This is a genomic window from Streptomyces mutabilis (assembly GCF_046628145.1).
GTDB lineage: Bacteria > Actinomycetota > Actinomycetes > Streptomycetales > Streptomycetaceae > Streptomyces > Streptomyces mutabilis.
In genome coordinates this window covers 5,669,906-5,687,709 of sequence record NZ_CP176874.1, presented here as the reverse complement: position 1 = coordinate 5,687,709, position 17,804 = coordinate 5,669,906, and the positions used below count along the sequence as shown (strand labels likewise).

General features: G+C 72.7%; 12 protein-coding genes. 4 read left to right on the top strand and 8 right to left on the bottom strand.

The window, feature by feature from the left end; translation table 11 throughout:
• Positions 1–52 precede the first annotated feature (52 nt).
• Genes ACLIN4_RS25800 through ACLIN4_RS25790 form a run of 3 tightly spaced genes read right to left on the bottom strand, consistent with a single transcriptional unit; the run spans position 53 to position 3,755 of the window.
• Positions 53–979, bottom strand: coding sequence for a carbohydrate ABC transporter permease (locus tag ACLIN4_RS25800; RefSeq protein ID WP_107478788.1), 927 nt, complete (start codon positions 977–979; stop codon positions 53–55).
• A gap of 23 nt (positions 980–1,002) precedes the next feature.
• A complete protein-coding gene (locus ACLIN4_RS25795) occupies positions 1,003–2,040 on the bottom strand; it encodes an ABC transporter permease (protein ID WP_107478787.1) in 1,038 nt (345 codons plus the stop codon).
• A 26-nt stretch (positions 2,041–2,066) separates the two neighbouring features.
• Complete coding sequence (locus tag ACLIN4_RS25790) at positions 2,067–3,755, bottom strand: extracellular solute-binding protein (RefSeq protein WP_289910158.1); 1,689 nt, start codon at positions 3,753–3,755, stop codon at positions 2,067–2,069.
• Between the two features lie 390 nt (positions 3,756–4,145).
• On the opposite strand from ACLIN4_RS25790, the gene ACLIN4_RS25785 reads away from it, so the two are divergent.
• Positions 4,146–7,001, top strand: a complete 2,856-nt coding sequence (locus ACLIN4_RS25785; RefSeq protein ID WP_289910160.1) for a glycoside hydrolase family 3 C-terminal domain-containing protein — start codon at positions 4,146–4,148, stop codon at positions 6,999–7,001.
• A 44-nt stretch (positions 7,002–7,045) separates the two neighbouring features.
• Here ACLIN4_RS25785 and ACLIN4_RS25780 read toward each other — a convergent pair whose 3' ends face one another.
• Both ACLIN4_RS25780 and ACLIN4_RS25775 read right to left on the bottom strand, forming a co-directional pair.
• Positions 7,046–7,756: a response regulator gene (locus ACLIN4_RS25780; RefSeq protein ID WP_107478784.1), complete on the bottom strand. Its 711-nt coding sequence runs from the start codon at positions 7,754–7,756 to the stop codon at positions 7,046–7,048.
• On the bottom strand, positions 7,753–8,955 hold the full coding sequence (locus ACLIN4_RS25775; protein ID WP_381912629.1) for a sensor histidine kinase: 1,203 nt from the start codon (positions 8,953–8,955) through the stop codon (positions 7,753–7,755). The genes ACLIN4_RS25780 and ACLIN4_RS25775 overlap by 4 nt, the downstream gene beginning before the upstream one ends.
• A gap of 142 nt (positions 8,956–9,097) precedes the next feature.
• Between ACLIN4_RS25775 and ACLIN4_RS25770 the strand changes: the two genes are divergently transcribed.
• From ACLIN4_RS25770 to ACLIN4_RS25760, 3 genes are all read left to right on the top strand, one after another.
• Positions 9,098–10,228 carry a glycosyltransferase 87 family protein gene (locus ACLIN4_RS25770; RefSeq protein WP_411576271.1) on the top strand — a complete coding sequence of 377 codons (1,131 nt, stop codon included), beginning with the start codon at positions 9,098–9,100 and terminating at the stop codon, positions 10,226–10,228.
• Positions 10,225–11,370, top strand: coding sequence for a glycosyltransferase family 4 protein (locus ACLIN4_RS25765; RefSeq protein WP_382023021.1), 1,146 nt, complete (start codon positions 10,225–10,227; stop codon positions 11,368–11,370). Before ACLIN4_RS25770 ends, ACLIN4_RS25765 begins: the two co-directional genes overlap by 4 nt.
• Positions 11,371–11,468: 98 nt before the next feature.
• A complete protein-coding gene (locus ACLIN4_RS25760) occupies positions 11,469–11,882 on the top strand; it encodes a cytidine deaminase (protein WP_382023024.1) in 414 nt (137 codons plus the stop codon).
• 82 nt (positions 11,883–11,964) lie between these two features.
• On the opposite strand, the gene ACLIN4_RS25755 is transcribed toward ACLIN4_RS25760, so the two are convergent.
• The 3 genes from ACLIN4_RS25755 to ACLIN4_RS25745 all read right to left on the bottom strand — a co-directional run bounded on the left by ACLIN4_RS25755 (position 11,965) and on the right by ACLIN4_RS25745 (position 17,662).
• A complete protein-coding gene (locus tag ACLIN4_RS25755) occupies positions 11,965–13,410 on the bottom strand; it encodes an aldehyde dehydrogenase family protein (RefSeq protein WP_369179808.1) in 1,446 nt (481 codons plus the stop codon).
• Between the two features lie 296 nt (positions 13,411–13,706).
• Complete coding sequence (locus tag ACLIN4_RS25750; RefSeq protein WP_289910175.1) at positions 13,707–15,389, bottom strand: PucR family transcriptional regulator; 1,683 nt, start codon at positions 15,387–15,389, stop codon at positions 13,707–13,709.
• 149 nt (positions 15,390–15,538) lie between these two features.
• Complete coding sequence (locus ACLIN4_RS25745) at positions 15,539–17,662, bottom strand: ATP-binding protein (protein WP_269956024.1); 2,124 nt, start codon at positions 17,660–17,662, stop codon at positions 15,539–15,541.
• Between the last annotated feature and the right edge of the window lie 142 nt (positions 17,663–17,804).

Here is a 17,804-nt window from a genome sequence, read left to right as displayed (position 1 = left end):
CACGGCGGGGATCGAGGGGCGGACGGCCACGGCGGCGATCGAGGGGCCGGCGTCAGCCCTTGACCGCGCCGGTCAGCATCCCCTTCTTGAAGTGGCGCTGGACGAAGGGCGACAGCACGGCGACGGGCAACAGGGCCATGACCATGACGGCCATCTGCACAGCCAGGCCGGACAGCTCACCGGTCTTGATCGCCTGGCCGAGGCCGACCGGCGCCTCCTGCTTCTGCACGAGCTGGATCATGACGTTCTGCAGGGGCAGCATGTCCTGGTCGTTGAGGTACAGGGAGGCGTTGAACCATGCGCTCCAGTAGCCGACGGCGTAGAACAGGGTGATCACCGCGACGACCGCGCGGGACAGCGGCAGCACGATCTGCCACAGGATGCGCAGGTCCCCGGCGCCGTCGATGCGGGCGCTGTCGATCAGTTCCTGCGAGATGCCCATGAAGAAGCCGCGCAGCACCAGGATGTTGAAGACGCTGATCGCGCTGGGCAGGATCAGCGCCAGGTAGCTGTCGGTCAGGCCCAGGGACTGCACCAGCAGGTAGGTGGGGATGAGGCCCGCGCTGAAGAACATCGTGGCCAGCAGCACCATGAGGATCCAGCGGTGGCCCAGCGAGCCGCTGCGGGACAGCCCGTAGGCGCACAGCACCGACACCGCCATCGAGAACAGGGTGCCGACGAGGGTGACGCCGATGCTGACGAGCGCGGCCCGGGTGACCTGGCCGCCGCTGAGCAGTTCCTGGTAGGCGACGAAGGTGATGTCCGTCGGGATCATCACCAGACCGCCGGCCTCGTCGATGGCCTTGCGCGAGGAGAGGCTGGTGACGACGACGATCCACAGCGGGAACAGGATGCCCAGGCAGGCCAGGAGCAGGACCAGGCCCTTGCCGGCGAGCCCGGCCGGGCTGGGCTTCTCCTCCCACACCGGCCGGGGCGGGGCCGCCCAGCGGCTCGGCCTGCGTGCGGGTTCGTGGCTCACGGCGGTCGTTTCCTGAACGGCGGTCACTTCTTGTACACCCCCTGCTCGCCCATGAGGTGGGCCACCTTGTTCGCGATGAGGACCAGGCCCAGACTGATGACGCCCTTGACCAGCCCCGCGGCGGCGGCGTAGCCGAAGTCCTGGTTGCGCACGCCGTTCCACCACACGAAGGTGTCGAGGACCTCCGCGGCTCCCGGTCCGACGGCGTCGCGTTGCAGGAGGATCTGTTCGAAACCGACCGTCAGGGCGTCGCCGACGCGCAGCACCAGCAGCAGGGCGATCACCGGGCGCAGGGCGGGCAGCGTGACGTGCCACATGCGGCGCCAGCGGTTGGCGCCGTCCATCGCGGCGGCCTCGTACAGGTCGGGGCTGACCGAGGCGAGGGCGGCGAGGAAGACGATGATCCCCCAGCCGGCGTCCTTCCACACGCTCTGCGCGGTGACCAGGAACTTGAAGGTCTCCGGGTCGGTCATGAGGCTGAGCCCGTCGTACCCGTGGTCGCGCAGCAGCTGGGAGAGGAGCCCCGCTCCGCCGAGCAGCTGCTGGAAGACGGCGATGACCAGCACCCAGGAGAAGAAGTGCGGCAGGTAGAGGATGGCCTGCGCGACGGCCCGGACGCGGGGCCGGACCACGCTGTTGATGAGCAGCGCGAGCAGGATGGGGACGGGGAAGTACAGGACGAGCTGGAGCACGAAGAGCACCAGCGTGTTCTGCACCGAGTTCCAGAAGGCGGAGTCCTCGAAGATCCGCTGGAAGTTCTCCAGCCCCACCCAGGGGCTGTGCAGGATGGAGACGATCCCGTTGTCGCTGATGTAGGGGTCGTACTCCTGGAAGGCGACGACGTTGCCGAGGATCGGTACGTAGTTGAAGAGCAGTACCAGCAGGACGGCCGGCAGCGTCATCAGCAGCAGTACGCGGTCCCGACGGAACCTCAGTCGCAGGCTGAGCTTCCCCGTGCTCGGCTTGCCCTTCCGGGGGCCGGTGGCGTCGCCGGACGCCACCGGGGTCTTCTTCGTCGCATCGGCCTCGGCCCTGGCCCGAGGCACCGTGCTGTTCGACACGGCCGTTCTCCTTGCCTCGGTACCGGTCAGCCCGTCGCCGTGCCGTTCTCGTCGAGCAGCTTCTTGTACCAGTCGCGCAGCTTGTCGCCGCCCTTGCTCCGCCAGTCGGAGACGGCCTGCTGCATGTCGCTGATCTTCTTGCGGCCGCGGATGACGTCGTCCTCCAGCTGCTCGAAGTCGTTGGAGAGGTTGGTCCAGCGGGCGGGCTCGACGATCTGCATGCCGTAGAACGTGGACTTCTTGGTGAAGGCGCCCATCCGCTGCTGCCACTCCACCTGCCCCTTGGCGACCTCGGGGAAGTCGGGGTGGGCGATGGTCGGAGCGGGGCTCGCGACCATCACGTAGGCGTTCATCACGTCGATGTTGCCCTGCTCGGTCTTGGTGGGCACCCCGTCCTTGACGGTGTAGTGGGTGCCCTCGACGCCGTAGTTGGTGGCCATGTACTCCTTGGTCCCGTACGGCGCGGCGGTCGTGTTGGCGACGGCCAGCACGTCGCGGATCACGGACTCCGGGGCGTCCTTGTTGACGAAGGCGAAGATGCCGGCCGGGTTCTGCGCCCACAGCGTGGGGTCACCGCCGTCGTGTCCCCAGATGTCCATGCCCCAGATCTTGAACTCGGGGTTCTGGACGGCCTGTTCGGCGGTGCGGCTCCACCACTGCGAGGAGTCCTGGTTGTAGACGAGGAACTCGCCGGCGGCGAACTTGGGTCCGGGGTCGGCGGCGTTGGACTTGCCGAGCTTGGCGTCGGGGTGCACGACGCCGGCGGCGAAGAGCTTGCGCGTCCACTCCAGGGCCTCGAGGTACTCGTCGGTCTCGATGCGGTAGACCAGCTTGCCGTCGACCTCGTTCCAGCCGAGGGACTTCTCGTTGCCGGAGAGCACACCGAAGGCGTTGAAGGCGGTCCACTTCATGTCCAGGCAGGCCCAGCGCTTGGCCTTCGCGTTGGTGGCGTCCTTGGCCAGCGCCATGAACTCGTCGCAGGACCGGGGGACTTCGTAGCCCTCCTTCTCGAAGATGTCCTGCCGGTACAGCGGCACGATGCCGGTGACGTACGAGGACGGCATCGGCAGGCCGCGCAGCTTGCCGCCGAAGATGGACCGCTGCCAGGCGTCGGTGGGGATCGCCGCGAGGTTGGGGTACTCCTTGACCGCGTCACCGGAGAGGTAGGGGCCGAGGTCGGCGAACTTGCCGATGATGGCGCTGGGTATCTTGCCGGTCATGTTCCAGCCGGGCACGACCACCACGTCGGGCACCTCGCTGGAGGCGAGGACCGCGCCGAGCTTCTGGTCGTAGGTGTTGCCGTCCTGGTTCTGCCAGACCACGTCGACGCCGATGAGGTCGTTCATCGCCTTGTAGTAGGCGTTGTCCTCCTTCGGCGGGGAGCCCCAGAACGGCGACATGATCGTGACCCGGCCGCCCTTGCCGAGCTTCTTGGGCACCGAGGTCTTCAGGTCCGCGAGGTCGAGCTTGCCGGTGAAGCCGATCGCGGAGCCGTTCTTGCTGGGGATGTCGGGGGTGACCACGTTGCTGGCCACGTACGCCGGCAGCAGCTTCTTGGCGTCCTTGCCCGACGTGGTGCCGTCCCGCGAACCGCCGTCGGACCCCCCGCCGCAGGCGGAGAGCAGCGGCACCCCTCCCGCCACCGCTGCGGTGACGGCCGCGGTGGAGGCGAGGAACTTTCTCCGGCTGGGACCGGAGGCGGCGTTCGGCGTCATTGCGTCAACCCTTCATGGCGCACCAGGACACCCGGCGGTGGCCGTCGGCTGCGGTGTCTTCACTGGAACTGGCTGAGCTGAAGCGGTCGTCGGAGGAATGCGCGGTTCCGGATGCACCGGAAGGTGCGTCCTCGGTTCACCGTCTCCGTAGTCGAAGCGCTTCGATGTTGCAGTGAGGTTAAGTGAACGTCTGGGGGCGCACAAGGGTCGCTTCCAAGATTCCTCCGAGGTTTGCCGGGCCGGACGGCGACTCACCGTGGTCATACGGCACTTGGATTGTGACGAGAGGCCGGAGTCGGTGTGCGCATACGGCTTGACACCCACCATGACGCCGACTGAGCATCGAAGCGCTTCGAAAGCGCTGCCGCTCCATCGCAAGGGGAACCTCACGTGACCGCACCCACGCCGCCCACGCCGCCTTTCCGCGATCCGCACCTGCCGTTCGGGAAGCGCGTCGACGACCTGCTGTCGCGGCTCACGCTCGACGAGAAGACCGCCTTCCTGCACCAGTTCGCCCCCGCCGTCGAACGCCTCGGTATCGCCGCGTTCCGCACCGGCCAGGAGGCGCTGCACGGGGTGGCCTGGATGGGGCCGGCGACCGTGTTCCCGCAGGCCGTGGGTCTCGGCGCTACCTGGAACGAGGACCTGGTGCGCCGCGTCGGCGAGGCGGTGTCCAAGGAGGCCAGGGCGATGCGCGCCCGCGACGAGCGCGTCGGCCTCAACGTCTGGTCCCCGACCGTGAACCTGCTGCGCCACCCCCTGTGGGGCCGGAACGAGGAGGGCTACTCCGAGGACCCGAAGCTCACCTCGGCCATCGCCACCGCGTACACCCGCGGCCTGCGCGGCGACCACCCGACGTACTGGCGCACCGCGCCCGTCCTCAAGCACTGGCTCGCGCACAACAACGAGACCGACCGGGACACGTCCTCGGCGTCCGTCCGTCCGCGCGTCCTCCACGAGTACGACCTGCGCGCCTTCCACGAGACGGTGGAGGCGGGCGCGGTGGCCGGGGTGATGCCCGCCTACAACCTGGTCAACGGCCGCCCCAACCACGTCTCCCCGTACCTCGGCCGGCACCTGCGCACCTGGACCGAGGACGACCTCCTGGTCTGCTCGGACGCGGGCGCGCCCTCCAACCTGGTCGACTCCGAGCACTACTTCGACACACACGAGGAGGCGACCGCGGCGGCGCTGCGGGCCGGCGTGGACAGCTTCACCGACCACGGCACGGACTCCTCGAAGATCGTCGCCCGCGTCCGGGGCGCCCTGGAGCGGGGCCTGCTGACCGAGGCCGACATCGACACCGCCGTACGCCGGCAGCTGTCGGTCCGCTTCCGGCTCGGCGAGTTCGACCCGGAGCGGGACCCGCACGCCGTCACGGCGGACACCGCCACGGACTTCGACACGCCGGAGCACCGGGAGCTCGCGCGGGAGGCGGCCGAGCAGGCAGTGGTCCTGCTCAGGAACGACGGTGTGCTGCCGCTGGCCCCCGACACCCGGATCGCCGTCGTCGGCCTGCTCGCCGACGAGTGCAAGCTCGACTGGTACAGCGGCACGCTCATCCACCGCTCCACTCCGCTGGAGGGCCTGTACGAGCGCTTCGGCGCCGAGCGGGTGAGCTTCGCCGAGGGGGTGGACCGGGTACGGCTGCGCACCCGTGACGGCAGGTTCCTGCACGTACTGCCCGCGGACGACTCCCCCGCCGAGTCCCGGGGTGCCGAGGGCGCCCTCGATCCGGCCCTGATCGCCGGCCGCACCGACCTGCCGCCGCTGACCGCCGACGCCACCGGCACCGAACTCTCGCTGGCCGACTGGGGCGAGGGCGTCCTCACCCTGCGCGCGCCGGACGGCCGGTACCTGTCCGTCGCCGAGGACGGTTTCGTGCGCGCCTCCGCCGACCAGCCCGGCGGCTGGGTCGTCCAGGAGACCTTCCGGCTCGAACCCCATGGCGACGGTCACCTCCTGCGGCACTCGGGAACGGGTCGCCCTGTCCATGTCGCCGCCGACGGCCTGAAGGTTGCCGCGGACGACGCGGACGCCGAGGTCTTCGAACTGGTCGTCGCCGAGCGCGGCGAGGACGCGGTGGCGCGGGTGGCGGCCGGGGCGGACGTGGTCGTGGTGGTGGCGGGCAACGACCCGCACATCAACGGCCGGGAGACGGAGGACCGTACGACCCTGCGGCTGCCGGCCCACCAGGAGCGCCTGCTGCGCGCCGCCCGCGCCGCCAACCCGCGCACGGTGCTGGCGCTGGTCTCCGCCTACCCGTACGCGGTCGAAGCCGACGCGCTCCCGGCGGTGCTGTGGACGGCGCACGGCGGTCAGGCGGCCGGCACCGCGCTGGCCCGGGTCCTCGCCGGTGACGTCTCCCCCGCCGGGCGGCTCCCGCAGACCTGGTACGCCGACGACGCCGACCTGCCCGGCCTGCTCGACTACGACGTGATCGGCAGCCGCCAGACCTACCTGTACTTCGAGGGGACGCCGCTCTTCCCGTTCGGGCACGGCCTGTCCTACGCGTCCTTCGGGTACGCGGACCTCTCCGCCCTGGCCGGGGACGACGCGGTCCGCGTGTCCTTCACCGTCACCAACACCGGGCAGGTCACCGCCGACGAGGTGGCCCAGCTCTACGCCCGCGCCGAGGAGCCCTCGGTCCCGCGCCCGCGCCGGGAACTGCTGGCCCACCGCCGGCTCACGCTGGCCCCGGGCGAGCGGGCCGAGGTGTCCTTCGACGTCCCGCTGTCCGCGTTCGCGTTCTGGGACGTCGCGCACGGCCGGTGGCGGCTGGAGCAGGGCCCGTACGCGCTGCTGGTGGGCGCCTCCAGCGAGGACGTGCGCCTGTCGACGACCGTGACCCTCGCCGGGGACCCGGCCGCTCCCCGTCCGGTCCGCGAAGCCGGCCTGGACGCGGCCGACTTCGACGAGCAGAGCGGCACGGAGATCGTCGACCGGACGAAGGTGTCGGGCGACGCGGTGACGCCTGCGGGCGGCGGCTCCGGTGAACTCCTCTTCCGCTCCTGCGACTTCGGTCCCGGGGTCACCTCGGTGACCTTGTCGGTGGCGGGCGGGGGCACCGCGGAACTCTCCCTGGACGGAGGCCCGTCGGCGGCGGCACTGTCGCCGCGGACGCCCACCGCGGGGCCCTACGACTACGTGGAACTCGCCGCCGACTTCCCCGCCGACGGCGTGCACGACCTCCGCATCAGGCTGCGCGGCTCTCTGCGGCTCGCGCACGTCGGCTTCTCCGGTTGAGGGTCCGGAACGGCCGACGCGGGGCAGGGGCCCGGCACCGGTGACTACCGGCGCCGGGCCCCTGGCTCACCGCCCGCCCGGACCAGCCCCATCTCGTAGGCCACGATCACGGCCTGCGCTCGGTCGCGCAGCTGGAGCTTGGTGAAGAGGCGGTTGATGTGGGTCTTCACTGTGTGGTCGGTGATGGTGAGGCGGTCCGCGATCTCCGCGTTGGACAGCCCTCGGGCGATCAGGGTCAGCACCTGGGTCTCCCGCGCCGTGAGGTCGGCGGGCGGGCGGACGGGCAGCCGGGAGGCGCGCGCGTGGACGAACTCGGCGATCAGCCGCTTGGTGATCTCCGGTGACAGCAGGGCGTTGCCGTCGGCCACCACCCGCACGGCGTGCAGCAGTTCGGGGAAGGTGGCGTCCTTGAGCAGGAAGCCGCCCGCTCCGGCCGCCAGCGCGTCGTACACGTACTCGTCGAGGCCGAAGGTGGTCAGCATCAGCACCTTCGTCGCGCCCTCGGAGGCGGCCAGGATCTCCCGGGCCGCGTCGATGCCGTTCTTGTGCGGCATCCGGATGTCGAGGAGGGCGAGGTCGGGGCGGGTCTCGGCGGCGATGCGCACCGCCTGCACACCGTCCTCGGCCTCGCCGACGACGTCTATGTCCTCCTGGGTGTTCAGGAGGTTGACGAAGCCGGTGCGTACGACCGCCTGGTCGTCAGCGACCAATGCCCTGATCACATGTGTCTCCGTCTCCAGCTCCACGGGGGTCATCCGGTCCCCCAGGGAAGTTCCGCCTCCACGAGGAAACCACCGTCAGGGCCCGCGCCCGCCCTGAGCCCGCCCCCCACGAGGGCCGCCCGCTCCCGCATCCCGGTCAGGCCGTGACCGGTACCGGTGCCGGGCTCCGGGCGGGCGCCGGGCGCGGGGCCGTCGTCGCGGATGTGCAGTCTGAGCACCCTGTCGGCGCCGTAGTCGACCTCCACCACCGTACGGGCGCCGGGCGCGTGCTTGCGTACGTTGGTCAGCGCCTCCTGGATGATGCGGTAGGCGGACAGCTCCCACGCGGCGGGCAGCACCACCCGGTCGCCGGTGATCCTGAGTTCGGCCGTGCCACCCACCGCACGGTGCTGATCCATCAGTTCGGCGAGGTGGTCCAGAGTCGGCTGGGGTTCGGTGAGCGCGGTGTCACTCCTCGGGGTGCGCAGGACTCCGAGGAGACGGCGCAGTTCTGCCATCGAGGAGCGGGCGGTGGTGGCGATCTGCTGGAAGCCCTCCCGGGCCTCGGGCGTGAGCCCCGGGGTGGTGTACGTGGCGCTCTCGGCCTGGACGGCGATCATCGACACCGAGTGGGAGACGATGTCGTGCAGCTCGCGGGCGATGGCGGCCCGCTCGGCCTCGGCGGCCTGCTGCCGCTCCATGGCGATCAGCCGGGCCTGCGCCAGGTGACGTTCGTTGCGCGTCTCCTCCCGGGAGCGCACCGCGTCACCCATCATCACGGCCCCGAAGATGACCACGCTCAGCAGGAACGACTCGGCGAACAGACTGAGCGAGCCCTTCTCCCAGAGCGCGGGCACCGGCAGCTCCATCCGCGACCAGGTGTTGATGTGCACCAGGTTCACGCACAGCGCGCCGAGCGCCCCGCCCGCTACGGCGGCGGCGGGGTGCAGTACCCGGTTCCGGCCGAGTGAGTAGCAACCGATCAGTCCACTCGCCGTGATCGAGAGGTACAGGTTGACGTCCCCGGCGAACCCGATGAGCCCCGCCGCGACCGTGAGCATCGCGACGGGCGGGAAGGACCGCCGCCACATCAGCGAGGCGGCGGACACGAGCACCCCCACCGTGGTCGTGACGGACCCCGGAAAGGCGATCAGTTCCGTGACGGCGCCGGCGGTCAGGACGCCGCCGGTGACCCACGGGTAGGCGGGCGCGGCGATCCAGGCGTGGAACCGCTGCTGTAGCGACGTACTCATGCCCCCATGATCCAGGCGGGGGCCGCGCCACACGTCACCGCTCGGGTTGAGATGGCGGGTGGATCTCGTACCACGGGTTGAGTCCCGAGTACGCAGCCTCGGTTGACGCCGTCCGGCCTGCGGGTTCCTAGCGTCGACCGGCATGAGGAAGACCCTTGAGGAGCAGGCCGCGAAGTACGCCGCCCGCCCCGTCGAACGGTACGCGTGGGCCGGGTGCGCGCTCGTCGCATCCGGGTTCGCGCTCGTGTCCGACGTGGCGCCGCACCGGGTGTGGGGGTTGACGGCGGGTGCGGGGTACGCGGTGGCGGCGTTGCTGATGTCGGGTTCGGGCGCGCGCCGCGCGGCCCGTGCGGTCGCCGTGCTGGGAGCAGTGGTGGTGCCGCTCGTCGGCCTGGTGGCCGCGGGGCTCGGGCAGTTGGAGGTCACGGTCGTCGAACGGTCGGGGCGGCTGCTCGCGACGACCGGGAACCCGTACGTCACCGAACCCTCGGCCGTGGCCGACTTCAATCCGTACCTGCCCGGGACGGCGCTCTTCGGCCTGCTGCCCGGGGACGCCCGCTGGTGGCTGGACGGTGTGTTCGTCGCGGCCCTGGCCGGCGCCGGGCTGCACAGGGTGTGGTTGCTCGCCTGCCCGCTGGTCGCGCTCCCTCTCGCGGTGGGCGGAGTCGACCTGCCGGTGGTCGGCCTGATGTGCCTGGGCGTCTCACTCGCCGGGCGGGGGCGTACGGGCCCGGCCGGCCTGGTGATCGGTGCCGCCGCCGCCCTCAAGTGGACCGCCTGGCCGGCGCTTCCCGTGGTCCTCGCGCTGATCGTCGTGCGCCAGGGCTGGCGGGCCGCGCTGCGGTTCGCGGCCGTGGGCCTGTCCACCGCGACGGCGGCGGTGTTGCCCTTCGTCCTCGCCGATCCCCACGGCTTCTACCGGAACGTCGCCGCGTTCCCTCTCGGTCTCACCGCCACCGCCTCCCCCGCCGCGAGCCCGCTTCCCGGACATCTGCTGGCAGCGCACGTCCCCGGCGGCACGGTGATCGCGTCGGCGCTGCTCTCCGCGGCCGCGCTGCTGATCGCCCTCTCGCTGGCGGTGCGCCCTCCCGGGACCGTGCGGGACGCGGCCGGCCGGCTGGCGCTCGGTCTCGCCGTGGCGACGGCCCTGATGCCCGCGACGCGCTTCGGCTATCTGGTCTGTCCACTGGTGCTGGGAGTACTGGCCCACCGATCGGCGGACCGCGGCGCCGCGGTCACCCCTTCGCAGGAGAAGAAGGCGGCCATCGCATGACGAGCCCGTCTCGCGCCCGCACGCTGATCGTGACCAACGACTTCCCGCCCCGGCAGGGTGGCATCGAGACCTTCGTCCGCGAACTGGCCGACCGATTCCCGCCCGATGAGGTGGTCGTCTTCACCTCGACGCCGACGGACACGGCGGCCCCCGAAACCGGCGAGGACTTCCCGTACCCGGTGATCCGCCATCCGGTCCGGACCCTCCTGCCCACGCACCGGACCACCCGGCACGCGGCGTCCGTGGCCCGCCGGTACGGCTGCGACCGGGTGTGGTTCGGCGCGGCGGCACCCCTCGGACTGATGGCGGGACCGCTCCGGCGTGCGACGGGCATCCGGACCGCCGTCGCCACCACCCACGGCCACGAGGTGTGGTGGGCCCGTGCGCCCGGAACCCGGGGGCTGCTGCGCCGCATCGGCGCGGAGGTGGACACGCTGACCTGGCTGGGCGGGAGCACCCGGGGTCCGATCGAGTCCGCCCTCGCGCCCGGGACGCGAACCGCCCGCCTGGCCCCGGGCGTGGACGCCCGGGCCTTCCATCCCGCTGTGGACGGCGCCCCGGTCAGGACGCGACACGGCCTGGGCCACCGCCCCGTGATTCTCTGCGCGGCCCGCCTGATCCCGCGCAAGGGCCAGGACACCTTGATCAGGGCGTTGCCCTGGGTACGCAGGGCGGTGCCCGACGCCGTACTGCTCCTGGTCGGCGACGGCCCGTACGCCCCCGCGCTGCGCCGTCTCGCGTTCGACGAGGGTGTCCTGGACTCCGTCGTCTTCGCCGGCGGTCACCCCCATCGCGCGCTCCCGGCGTTCTACGCCGCCGCCGACACGTTCGCCATGCCCTGCCGTACCCGCAAGCGCGGCCTGGAGGTGGAAGGGCTGGGCATCGTCTACCTGGAGGCCGCCGCGTCCGGACTCCCGGTCGTGGCGGGCGACTCGGGCGGTGCCCCGGACACCGTACGCGAGGGCGAGACGGGCCATGTCGTCGACGGCAACTCGGTGGCGGCGACGGCGGACCGGCTGATCCGGCTCCTGCGCGATCCCGCACTCGCCCGCGCGATGGGCGCGAAGGGACGCGACTGGGTGCGCTCGGAGTGGACTTGGGATCGTTCCTGGGCGGTGTTGAGGGACCTGCTGTCGGGGTAGCCGGCGAGGTCCGGCACAGTGGGCCCTCCGGCCGAACCCCCGCGCACCGGCCCCCCGCTGACGGCCGCGCGCCGCCCGGAACCGACGAAAGCAGGACGATGACCACGCAGCACCATCCCGTCGACCACGAACTCGTCGAGGCCGCGGCGCACGTGGCCCGCACCCGTTGCCGGGGCGACAACCACACCATGGCCGCCGCGGCCCGTGCCCGGGACGGCCGGATCGTCACCGCGGTGAACGCCTACCACTTCACCGGCGGTCCCTGCGCCGAGCTGGTCGTCATCGGCGCGGCGGCGGCCCAGGGCGCCTACGAGCTGGACACGATCGTCGCCGTGGGCGACCGCGACAGGGGGATCGTGCCGCCGTGCGGCCGGTGCCGTCAGGTCCTTCTCGACTACTTCCCCACCCTGAAGGTGATCGTCGGCGACGGTGACCTCGTCCGGGCTCTTCCGGTCGCGGAACTGCTCCCCGAAAGCTACGTCTGGGCCGACCACCAGCTGGACGCGGACTGAACCCCGCCGCCCGTCACCGGAACGCACCGGCGGCCCGAACCCCCGCACAGTGGGTTCGGGCCGCCGGCCTTTCAGGGGTGGGTCACAGGGCGAGGCCCGTCAGGACCAGCACCCGCTCGTAGGTGTAGTCGTCCATCGCGTACTTGACGCCCTCGCGGCCCACGCCGGACTGCTTGGCGCCGCCGTACGGCATCTGGTCGGCGCGGTAGGAGGGGACGTCGCCGATGACGACGCCGCCGACCTCGAGGGCGCGGTGGGCGCGGAAGGCGGCCTGCAGGTCGTGGGTGAACACGCCCGCCTGGAGGCCGTACTTGGAGTCGTTGACGGCGGCGAACGCCTCGGCCTCGCCGTTCACCTTCTGCACGCTGAGGACCGGGCCGAAGACCTCCTCGCAGGCGAGGGTGGTGTCCGCCGGGAGGTCGGTGAGGACGGTCGGCGCGTAGGAGGCGCCGTCGCGCTTGCCGCCGGTGTGGAGGGTGGCGCCCGCCGCGACGGCCTCGTCGACCCAGGACTCCACGCGCTCGGCGGCGGCCTCGCTCACCAGCGGGCCGACGTCCGTGGCGTCGTCGTTCGGGTCGCCCGTGACCTGGGCCTCGACGGCGGCGACGATGCGCGGCAGCAGGCGGTCGTAGACGGCGGCGTCGGCGATCACGCGCTGCACGGAGATGCAGGACTGGCCGCCCTGGTAGTTGGAGAAGGTCGCGATGCGCTGCGCGGCCCGGTCCAGGTCCTCGTCGCTCGCCCAGTCGCCGAGGACGACGGCCGCGCCGTTGCCGCCCAGTTCCAGGGTGCAGTGCTTGCGCGGGACCGAGTCCATGATCGCGTAGCCGACGGTCTCGGAGCCCGTGAAGGAGATGACCGGCAGGCGCTCGTCCTGGACGAGGGCGGGCATCTTGTCGTTGGACACCGGCAGGATGCTCCAGGAACCGGCGGGCAGATCGGTCTCGGCGAGCAGTTCGCCGAGGATCAGGCCGGAAAGGGGCGTGGCGGGGGCCGGCTTGAGGATCATCGGCGCGCCCGCGGCGATCGCGGGGGCGATCTTGTGGGCGCACAGGTTGAGGGGGAAGTTGAACGGCGCGATGCCGAGGACGACGCCCTTCGGGAAGCGGCGGGTGAGGGCGAGCCGGCCCTGGCCGCCCGCGTCGGTGTCCAGGCGCTGGGCCTCGCCGCCGTTGAAGCGGCGGGCCTCCTCGGCCGCGAAGCGGAAGACGGACACCGCGCGGCCCACCTCGCCGCGGGCCCACTTGATCGGCTTGCCGTTCTCGGCGGAGATCAGGCGGGCGATCTCCTCGGTGCGCTCGACCAGCCGGCGGCTCACGTGGTCCAGGGCGGCGGCCCGGGTGTGGGCGGGGGTGGCGGCGAACTCGTCCCGTACGGCGTACGCGGCGGCCACGGCCTCCTCGACCTGGGCGTCGGTCGGGAGGCTCACCGTGCCGACGTGGCTGCCGTCCCAGGGGGACGTGACGTCGAAGCCGGCCTCGCCGGTGGCCTGGCGGCCGGCGAGCCAGAAGGCGTGGGTGGAAGTCATTGTGGAGTCCCGGCCCTTCCGCGTTGGGGTGTGTGCGTACGTGCGTACGGGGTGCGGGGTCCACGGTAGGGCGGGGGACGGTGGGGGGCGTTTGTCCGGGGTGTAGTGGTGGGGACGGGTTGTTCGACGGTGTGGCAAAGGTGGGGTGGACGTGGTGGCGCGCGGCTCGTGGCCGGTGGGGTTCTCGCCCCCCGCCGCCGCCCCGTCCCTGGGGGCCGCGCGCCCCGTCCCTGGGGATTTCGCGCCCAGACCCCCGCTTTCGGCCCGGACGGCCTCGTCCTCGATCGCCGGGGGGCCTATTCGGACGACGTCGCCTTCAATGCGAGCCACAGCTCCATCCGGACGTCGGGGTCGTCCAGGGAGCGGCCGAGGATCTCCTCCACCCTCCGCATGCGGTAGCGCAGGGTGTGCCGGTGGACGCCGAGGTCGGCGGCGGCCGCGTCCCACTGGCCGTGGCGGGAGAGCCAGGCGCGCAGGGAGGCCACGAGGTCGCCGCGGCCGGTCGCGTCGTGGTCCCGCAGGGCGCGCAGCAGGCCGTCGGCGAAGGCGCGTACCGCGTCGTCGGCCAGGAGCGGCAGGACGGAGCCGGCCGCCAGGTGCTCGTGTTCCACGCAGACGCGCCCGCGCCGGCGGGCCACCGACAGGGCTTGTTCGGCCTGTTTGTAGGCGGTGGACGCGGCGATGGGCCCGGACGGCGCGGACAGGCCCACGACCAGGCCCTCCACGTCGCCGTTCGGCGTCGGTTCGGGCGCCGGGCGGGTGCCCTCCAGCCCCCTCGCGTACTCGACGCAGGCGGCGACGGCCGCGCCCTCGTCCGCGGCCAGCGCCACCAGCCGCTCGCCCTCGGGAACGACGAGCACCGCCTCACCGGCGCGGGCCGCCGCCGACTCCACGACCTCGGCGAACGCACCGAGCGCATCGGCGCCCGGGTCGGCGGCGGCCGACGCGGCGGAGGACTTGGCCGTGGCGGCGCCCCCGCGCGCCTGCCCGCCGGCGTGCGCCCGCGCGGCGGACGCCGAGGCCGACTCGGCGACGATGATCCGGAAGGGGGCGTCCAGCAGGCCGCCGTACAGGTCCCCGGCGACCGTGCGCGCGTGGTCGGGTTCGCCGGCCAGCAGCATGCGCAGGACGGCGCCGTCGATGCGCAGCCCGGCCTCGTGCAGGGAGCGTGAGCGTTCCGTGGTGAGGGTCAGCAGGGCGATGGCGGAGTGGACGGCGTACCGCTCGGCGGTGCCGGGGGCGGCGGCGGTGCCGACGGCGAGGGCGGAGCGGGGCCTGCGGGAGGTGCCGAGGGAGTGGAGTTCGACGCGGTCGGCGTTCTCGGGGTGGTCCGGGTGTTCGCCGCCGCCGACGACCGAGGAGGCGGGAGCCGGGCGCTCCCGCAGCCGCTGCACGTCCGCCGTGAGGCGCGCGGCCCTGCGGCCGGCCCACTCCGGGGCCGCGGCGACGACGGCGCCCGAGGCGTCGTACAGCGCCGCCCAGCCGTCGACCTGCGCGGCGAGCGCGGCGAGCAGCCCCTCCGGGCCGTCGGTGAGCGCCTTCCTGGTCAGCTCGCGCTGGGCGGCGAAGCCCGCGGTGACCGCCCGGTACTGGTCGGCGGCGATGGCGGCGGACACGGCCTTGCTGATGGCGAGGAAGGGCGTGCGGCGGGGCACCTCCAGCAGCGGCAGCCCTTCCTTGCGGGCCGCTTCGACCAGCGCCTCGGGGATCTCGTCGTAGTTGACGCCGACGGCGAACCCGAGGCCCACCACCCCGGCGCCGGCCAGCCGCTTCACGTACCGGTGCATCGCGTCGGGGTCCCCGGCGTCCAGCTTGAGCGCGGTGATCAGCAGCAGCTCCCCGCCCTCCATGTAGGGCACGGGGTCGGCCAGCTCACTGACGTGTGCCCAGCGCACCGGCACGTCGAGGCGGTCCTCGCCCGCGCGCACGGTCAGCTTGAGCGCGGAGTGGTGGACGAGCGAGGCGAGCGTGGGGGGCATGGGGGCCTGGGCCTTCGGGTCTGCGTCGGTGAGGTGGGTGGGGCGGGATGGTCGTACGGTGAGACGTCTGTGATCTTTTGGCCGTCGCGTATGAACGACCTGTGTCGATTCTGCCTCACTGTACGGTCCCCGGGGGCCCGCCGGTCAGGTCACCCGCGCAGGTCCACCAGGAGCGGCGGCGCGTGCTCGCCCTTGACGCTGGTCAGTGACAGCACGGCGTGCCCCGCCGGTACCGCGTGCGCCAGCTCGGACGCCGACCAGCGCTCGCGCTCGACCTGGCGTACGGTCACCGCGCGCGCGGTGGGCGCCTTCCCGGTGATCACCCGGCGGAGCATGTGGACGGCCTTGCCCGCCGGGGTCTCGGCGATGATCTGGCGGTCGGTGACGTCCCGGGCCTCGGTCCACTCCTTGCCCCACACCTCGGCGAAGTCCTGCCCGTCCCAGGGGGTGAGCCCGGACAGCGCCATCCGGCAGCCGATGGCCCCGAGCAGCGGCCCGCGCAGGGGGCGCGGTACGTCGTCCAGGGTGCGCAGGGTCAGGACGACCCCGGCGCCCGCCGAGCGCAGCCGCTGCACGCCCCGCACGGCCTCCGGCGTCACCACACCGCTCGCGTCGTCGATCACCAGGCAGGCGAAGAGGGACCGGTCCTCCCGCACCGAGACGCTCGCCGTGAACTGGGCGAGGATCAGCCGGGCCAGCATCCGGGACGCGTCGGCGTGCCCGCGCTCGGGCAGGTCGATGCGGACCCGGACGGGGTGGTCGAGGGCCTTGAGGGAGAAGGGGCGGGACTGGCCCGAGGTGTCGAAGAAGGGCGCGAAGGCGGGCCGGTCGAGCAGTGCGACCCGGTCGGCCAGGACGCCGCCCACGTCGCCGGGGTGGCCCATCTGCCGTTCGCGGGCGTCCAGCTCGCGCAGCAGGGAGTCCTGTCCGGCAGCCCGCAGTTTCTGGCGCAGCTCGGTCAGCGGCCCGGGGGTCCCGTCGAGGAGCTGCCTCAGTTCCGGGACACCGGGGAAGCGTCCGTGCACCGCGCGGAACGGGCCGAGGAGCTGGGCGAGGACGGTGGCGGAGCGACGGGTGTCGCCGCCCGTGTGCGGGTCGGCGAGGTCGCCGACCAGGGCTTCGGCGAGGACGACGGCGGCCTCGTCCGGGTCGGTGGTGCCGCCGTACAGGTCGAGGTCGTACACGGAGTCGGGGTTCCCGATCCGTACGACCACGTCGTAGGCGTCGGCCGGGCCGAGGTCCGCGCCCGCCGCGCCGACCACGACGACCGCGGCGCGCCCGGCGAGCGCGTGCAGGCACAGCGACTCGGTGAGCGGCCGCACCAGGCTGCCGGTCTTGCCGGAGCCCGCCGGGCCCACGGCGAGCAGGGAGGTGCCGAGCAGGTCGGGGCCGAGGGCGAGGCCGACGCCGCGGTAGGCATAGGGGTTGCGGGCGTCGTCGGCGGCGGTCCCGATGCGTACCTGCCCGGTGACCAGGTCGTGCCGGGCCTGCCGGACGGGCAGGTCGCGGGCGCCGGAGGGGTGGGGGCAGGCGCCGGAGCCGTGGGTGAGCACCGCGTCCGTGAAGGTGGCGAGGCTGTGCCGGCCGCTGCGCACGCCCTGCCAGGCGCGGGTGATGCGAGCGTGGTCGACGTCCCGCATGAGGCCCTGGCGCGCTTCCCTGGCGAGCCGCTCGGCGGCGTCGTGGGCGCCGGCGGCGCGCAGGGCGGGCCAGTCGACGGGGTCCTCGTCGGGAGCCGCTTGCGGCTCCCGCGGCGCGGGGCGTCGCAGCCGGGGCTTGACGAGCCGGCGCCAGACCTCGTCCCAGCGGCCCAGCCGACCGACCCCGATCATGATCGCGAGCACGACGAGCAGGGTGTAGCCGTCCCAGACGATGAGGTTGACGATCTGGCTGTCGCTGGTGCGCCAGGAGTCCGGGGTGAGCAGTTCCAGGGGGAGGATCCACCAGCCGCCCAGGTAGCCGTTGGCCAGGAGCGACCAGATGAGCCACCCGACCAGGAACGCGATCAGTGCCCCGCTCAGCAGCTGCCTGGTGGGCATCTGCTCCGGCTCCTGTGCCGACCGCGGCCGGTGCCCGAACCGCCACACGCCGGGCAGCGCCTCGGGACGGGCGGTCCGCAGCCACGCCACGAACGCGGAACCGTCCGGCAGGGGCGGCGCCCCCGGAGGCGCCGGCGGCCGCGGCGGCATCGAGGGGACCTCCGGAGGCCCCGCCGGGCGCGGCACAGGATTCGCATGCGTACCCCGCGCGTCCCGCATCCCGTCGCTGTCCATCGCCCGTGCCCCCTGACCAGCCGCTCCGTCCACCATCAGCGAGCCAATCTAACGCCCTCCCAAGGGGAGTTCACCGCTTACGCGGCCGGGCCCGCACCGACGTGTCCACAGGTCGCCGTATCCATCACCTGTCCACCACGGA

Coding starts and splice junctions, on each gene's coding strand:
- ACLIN4_RS25790 (WP_289910158.1), bottom strand. CDS start 3,755: ATGACGCCGAACGCCGCCTCCGGTCCCAGCCGGAGAAAGTTCCTCGCC.
- ACLIN4_RS25750 (WP_289910175.1), bottom strand. CDS start 15,389: ATGCCCCCCACGCTCGCCTCGCTCGTCCACCACTCCGCGCTCAAGCTG.
- ACLIN4_RS25780 (WP_107478784.1), bottom strand. CDS start 7,756: ATGACCCCCGTGGAGCTGGAGACGGAGACACATGTGATCAGGGCATTG.
- ACLIN4_RS25770 (WP_411576271.1), top strand. CDS start 9,098: ATGAGGAAGACCCTTGAGGAGCAGGCCGCGAAGTACGCCGCCCGCCCC.
- ACLIN4_RS25765 (WP_382023021.1), top strand. CDS start 10,225: ATGACGAGCCCGTCTCGCGCCCGCACGCTGATCGTGACCAACGACTTC.
- ACLIN4_RS25760 (WP_382023024.1), top strand. CDS start 11,469: ATGACCACGCAGCACCATCCCGTCGACCACGAACTCGTCGAGGCCGCG.
- ACLIN4_RS25775 (WP_381912629.1), bottom strand. CDS start 8,955: ATGAGTACGTCGCTACAGCAGCGGTTCCACGCCTGGATCGCCGCGCCC.
- ACLIN4_RS25755 (WP_369179808.1), bottom strand. CDS start 13,410: ATGACTTCCACCCACGCCTTCTGGCTCGCCGGCCGCCAGGCCACCGGC.
- ACLIN4_RS25745 (WP_269956024.1), bottom strand. CDS start 17,662: ATGGACAGCGACGGGATGCGGGACGCGCGGGGTACGCATGCGAATCCT.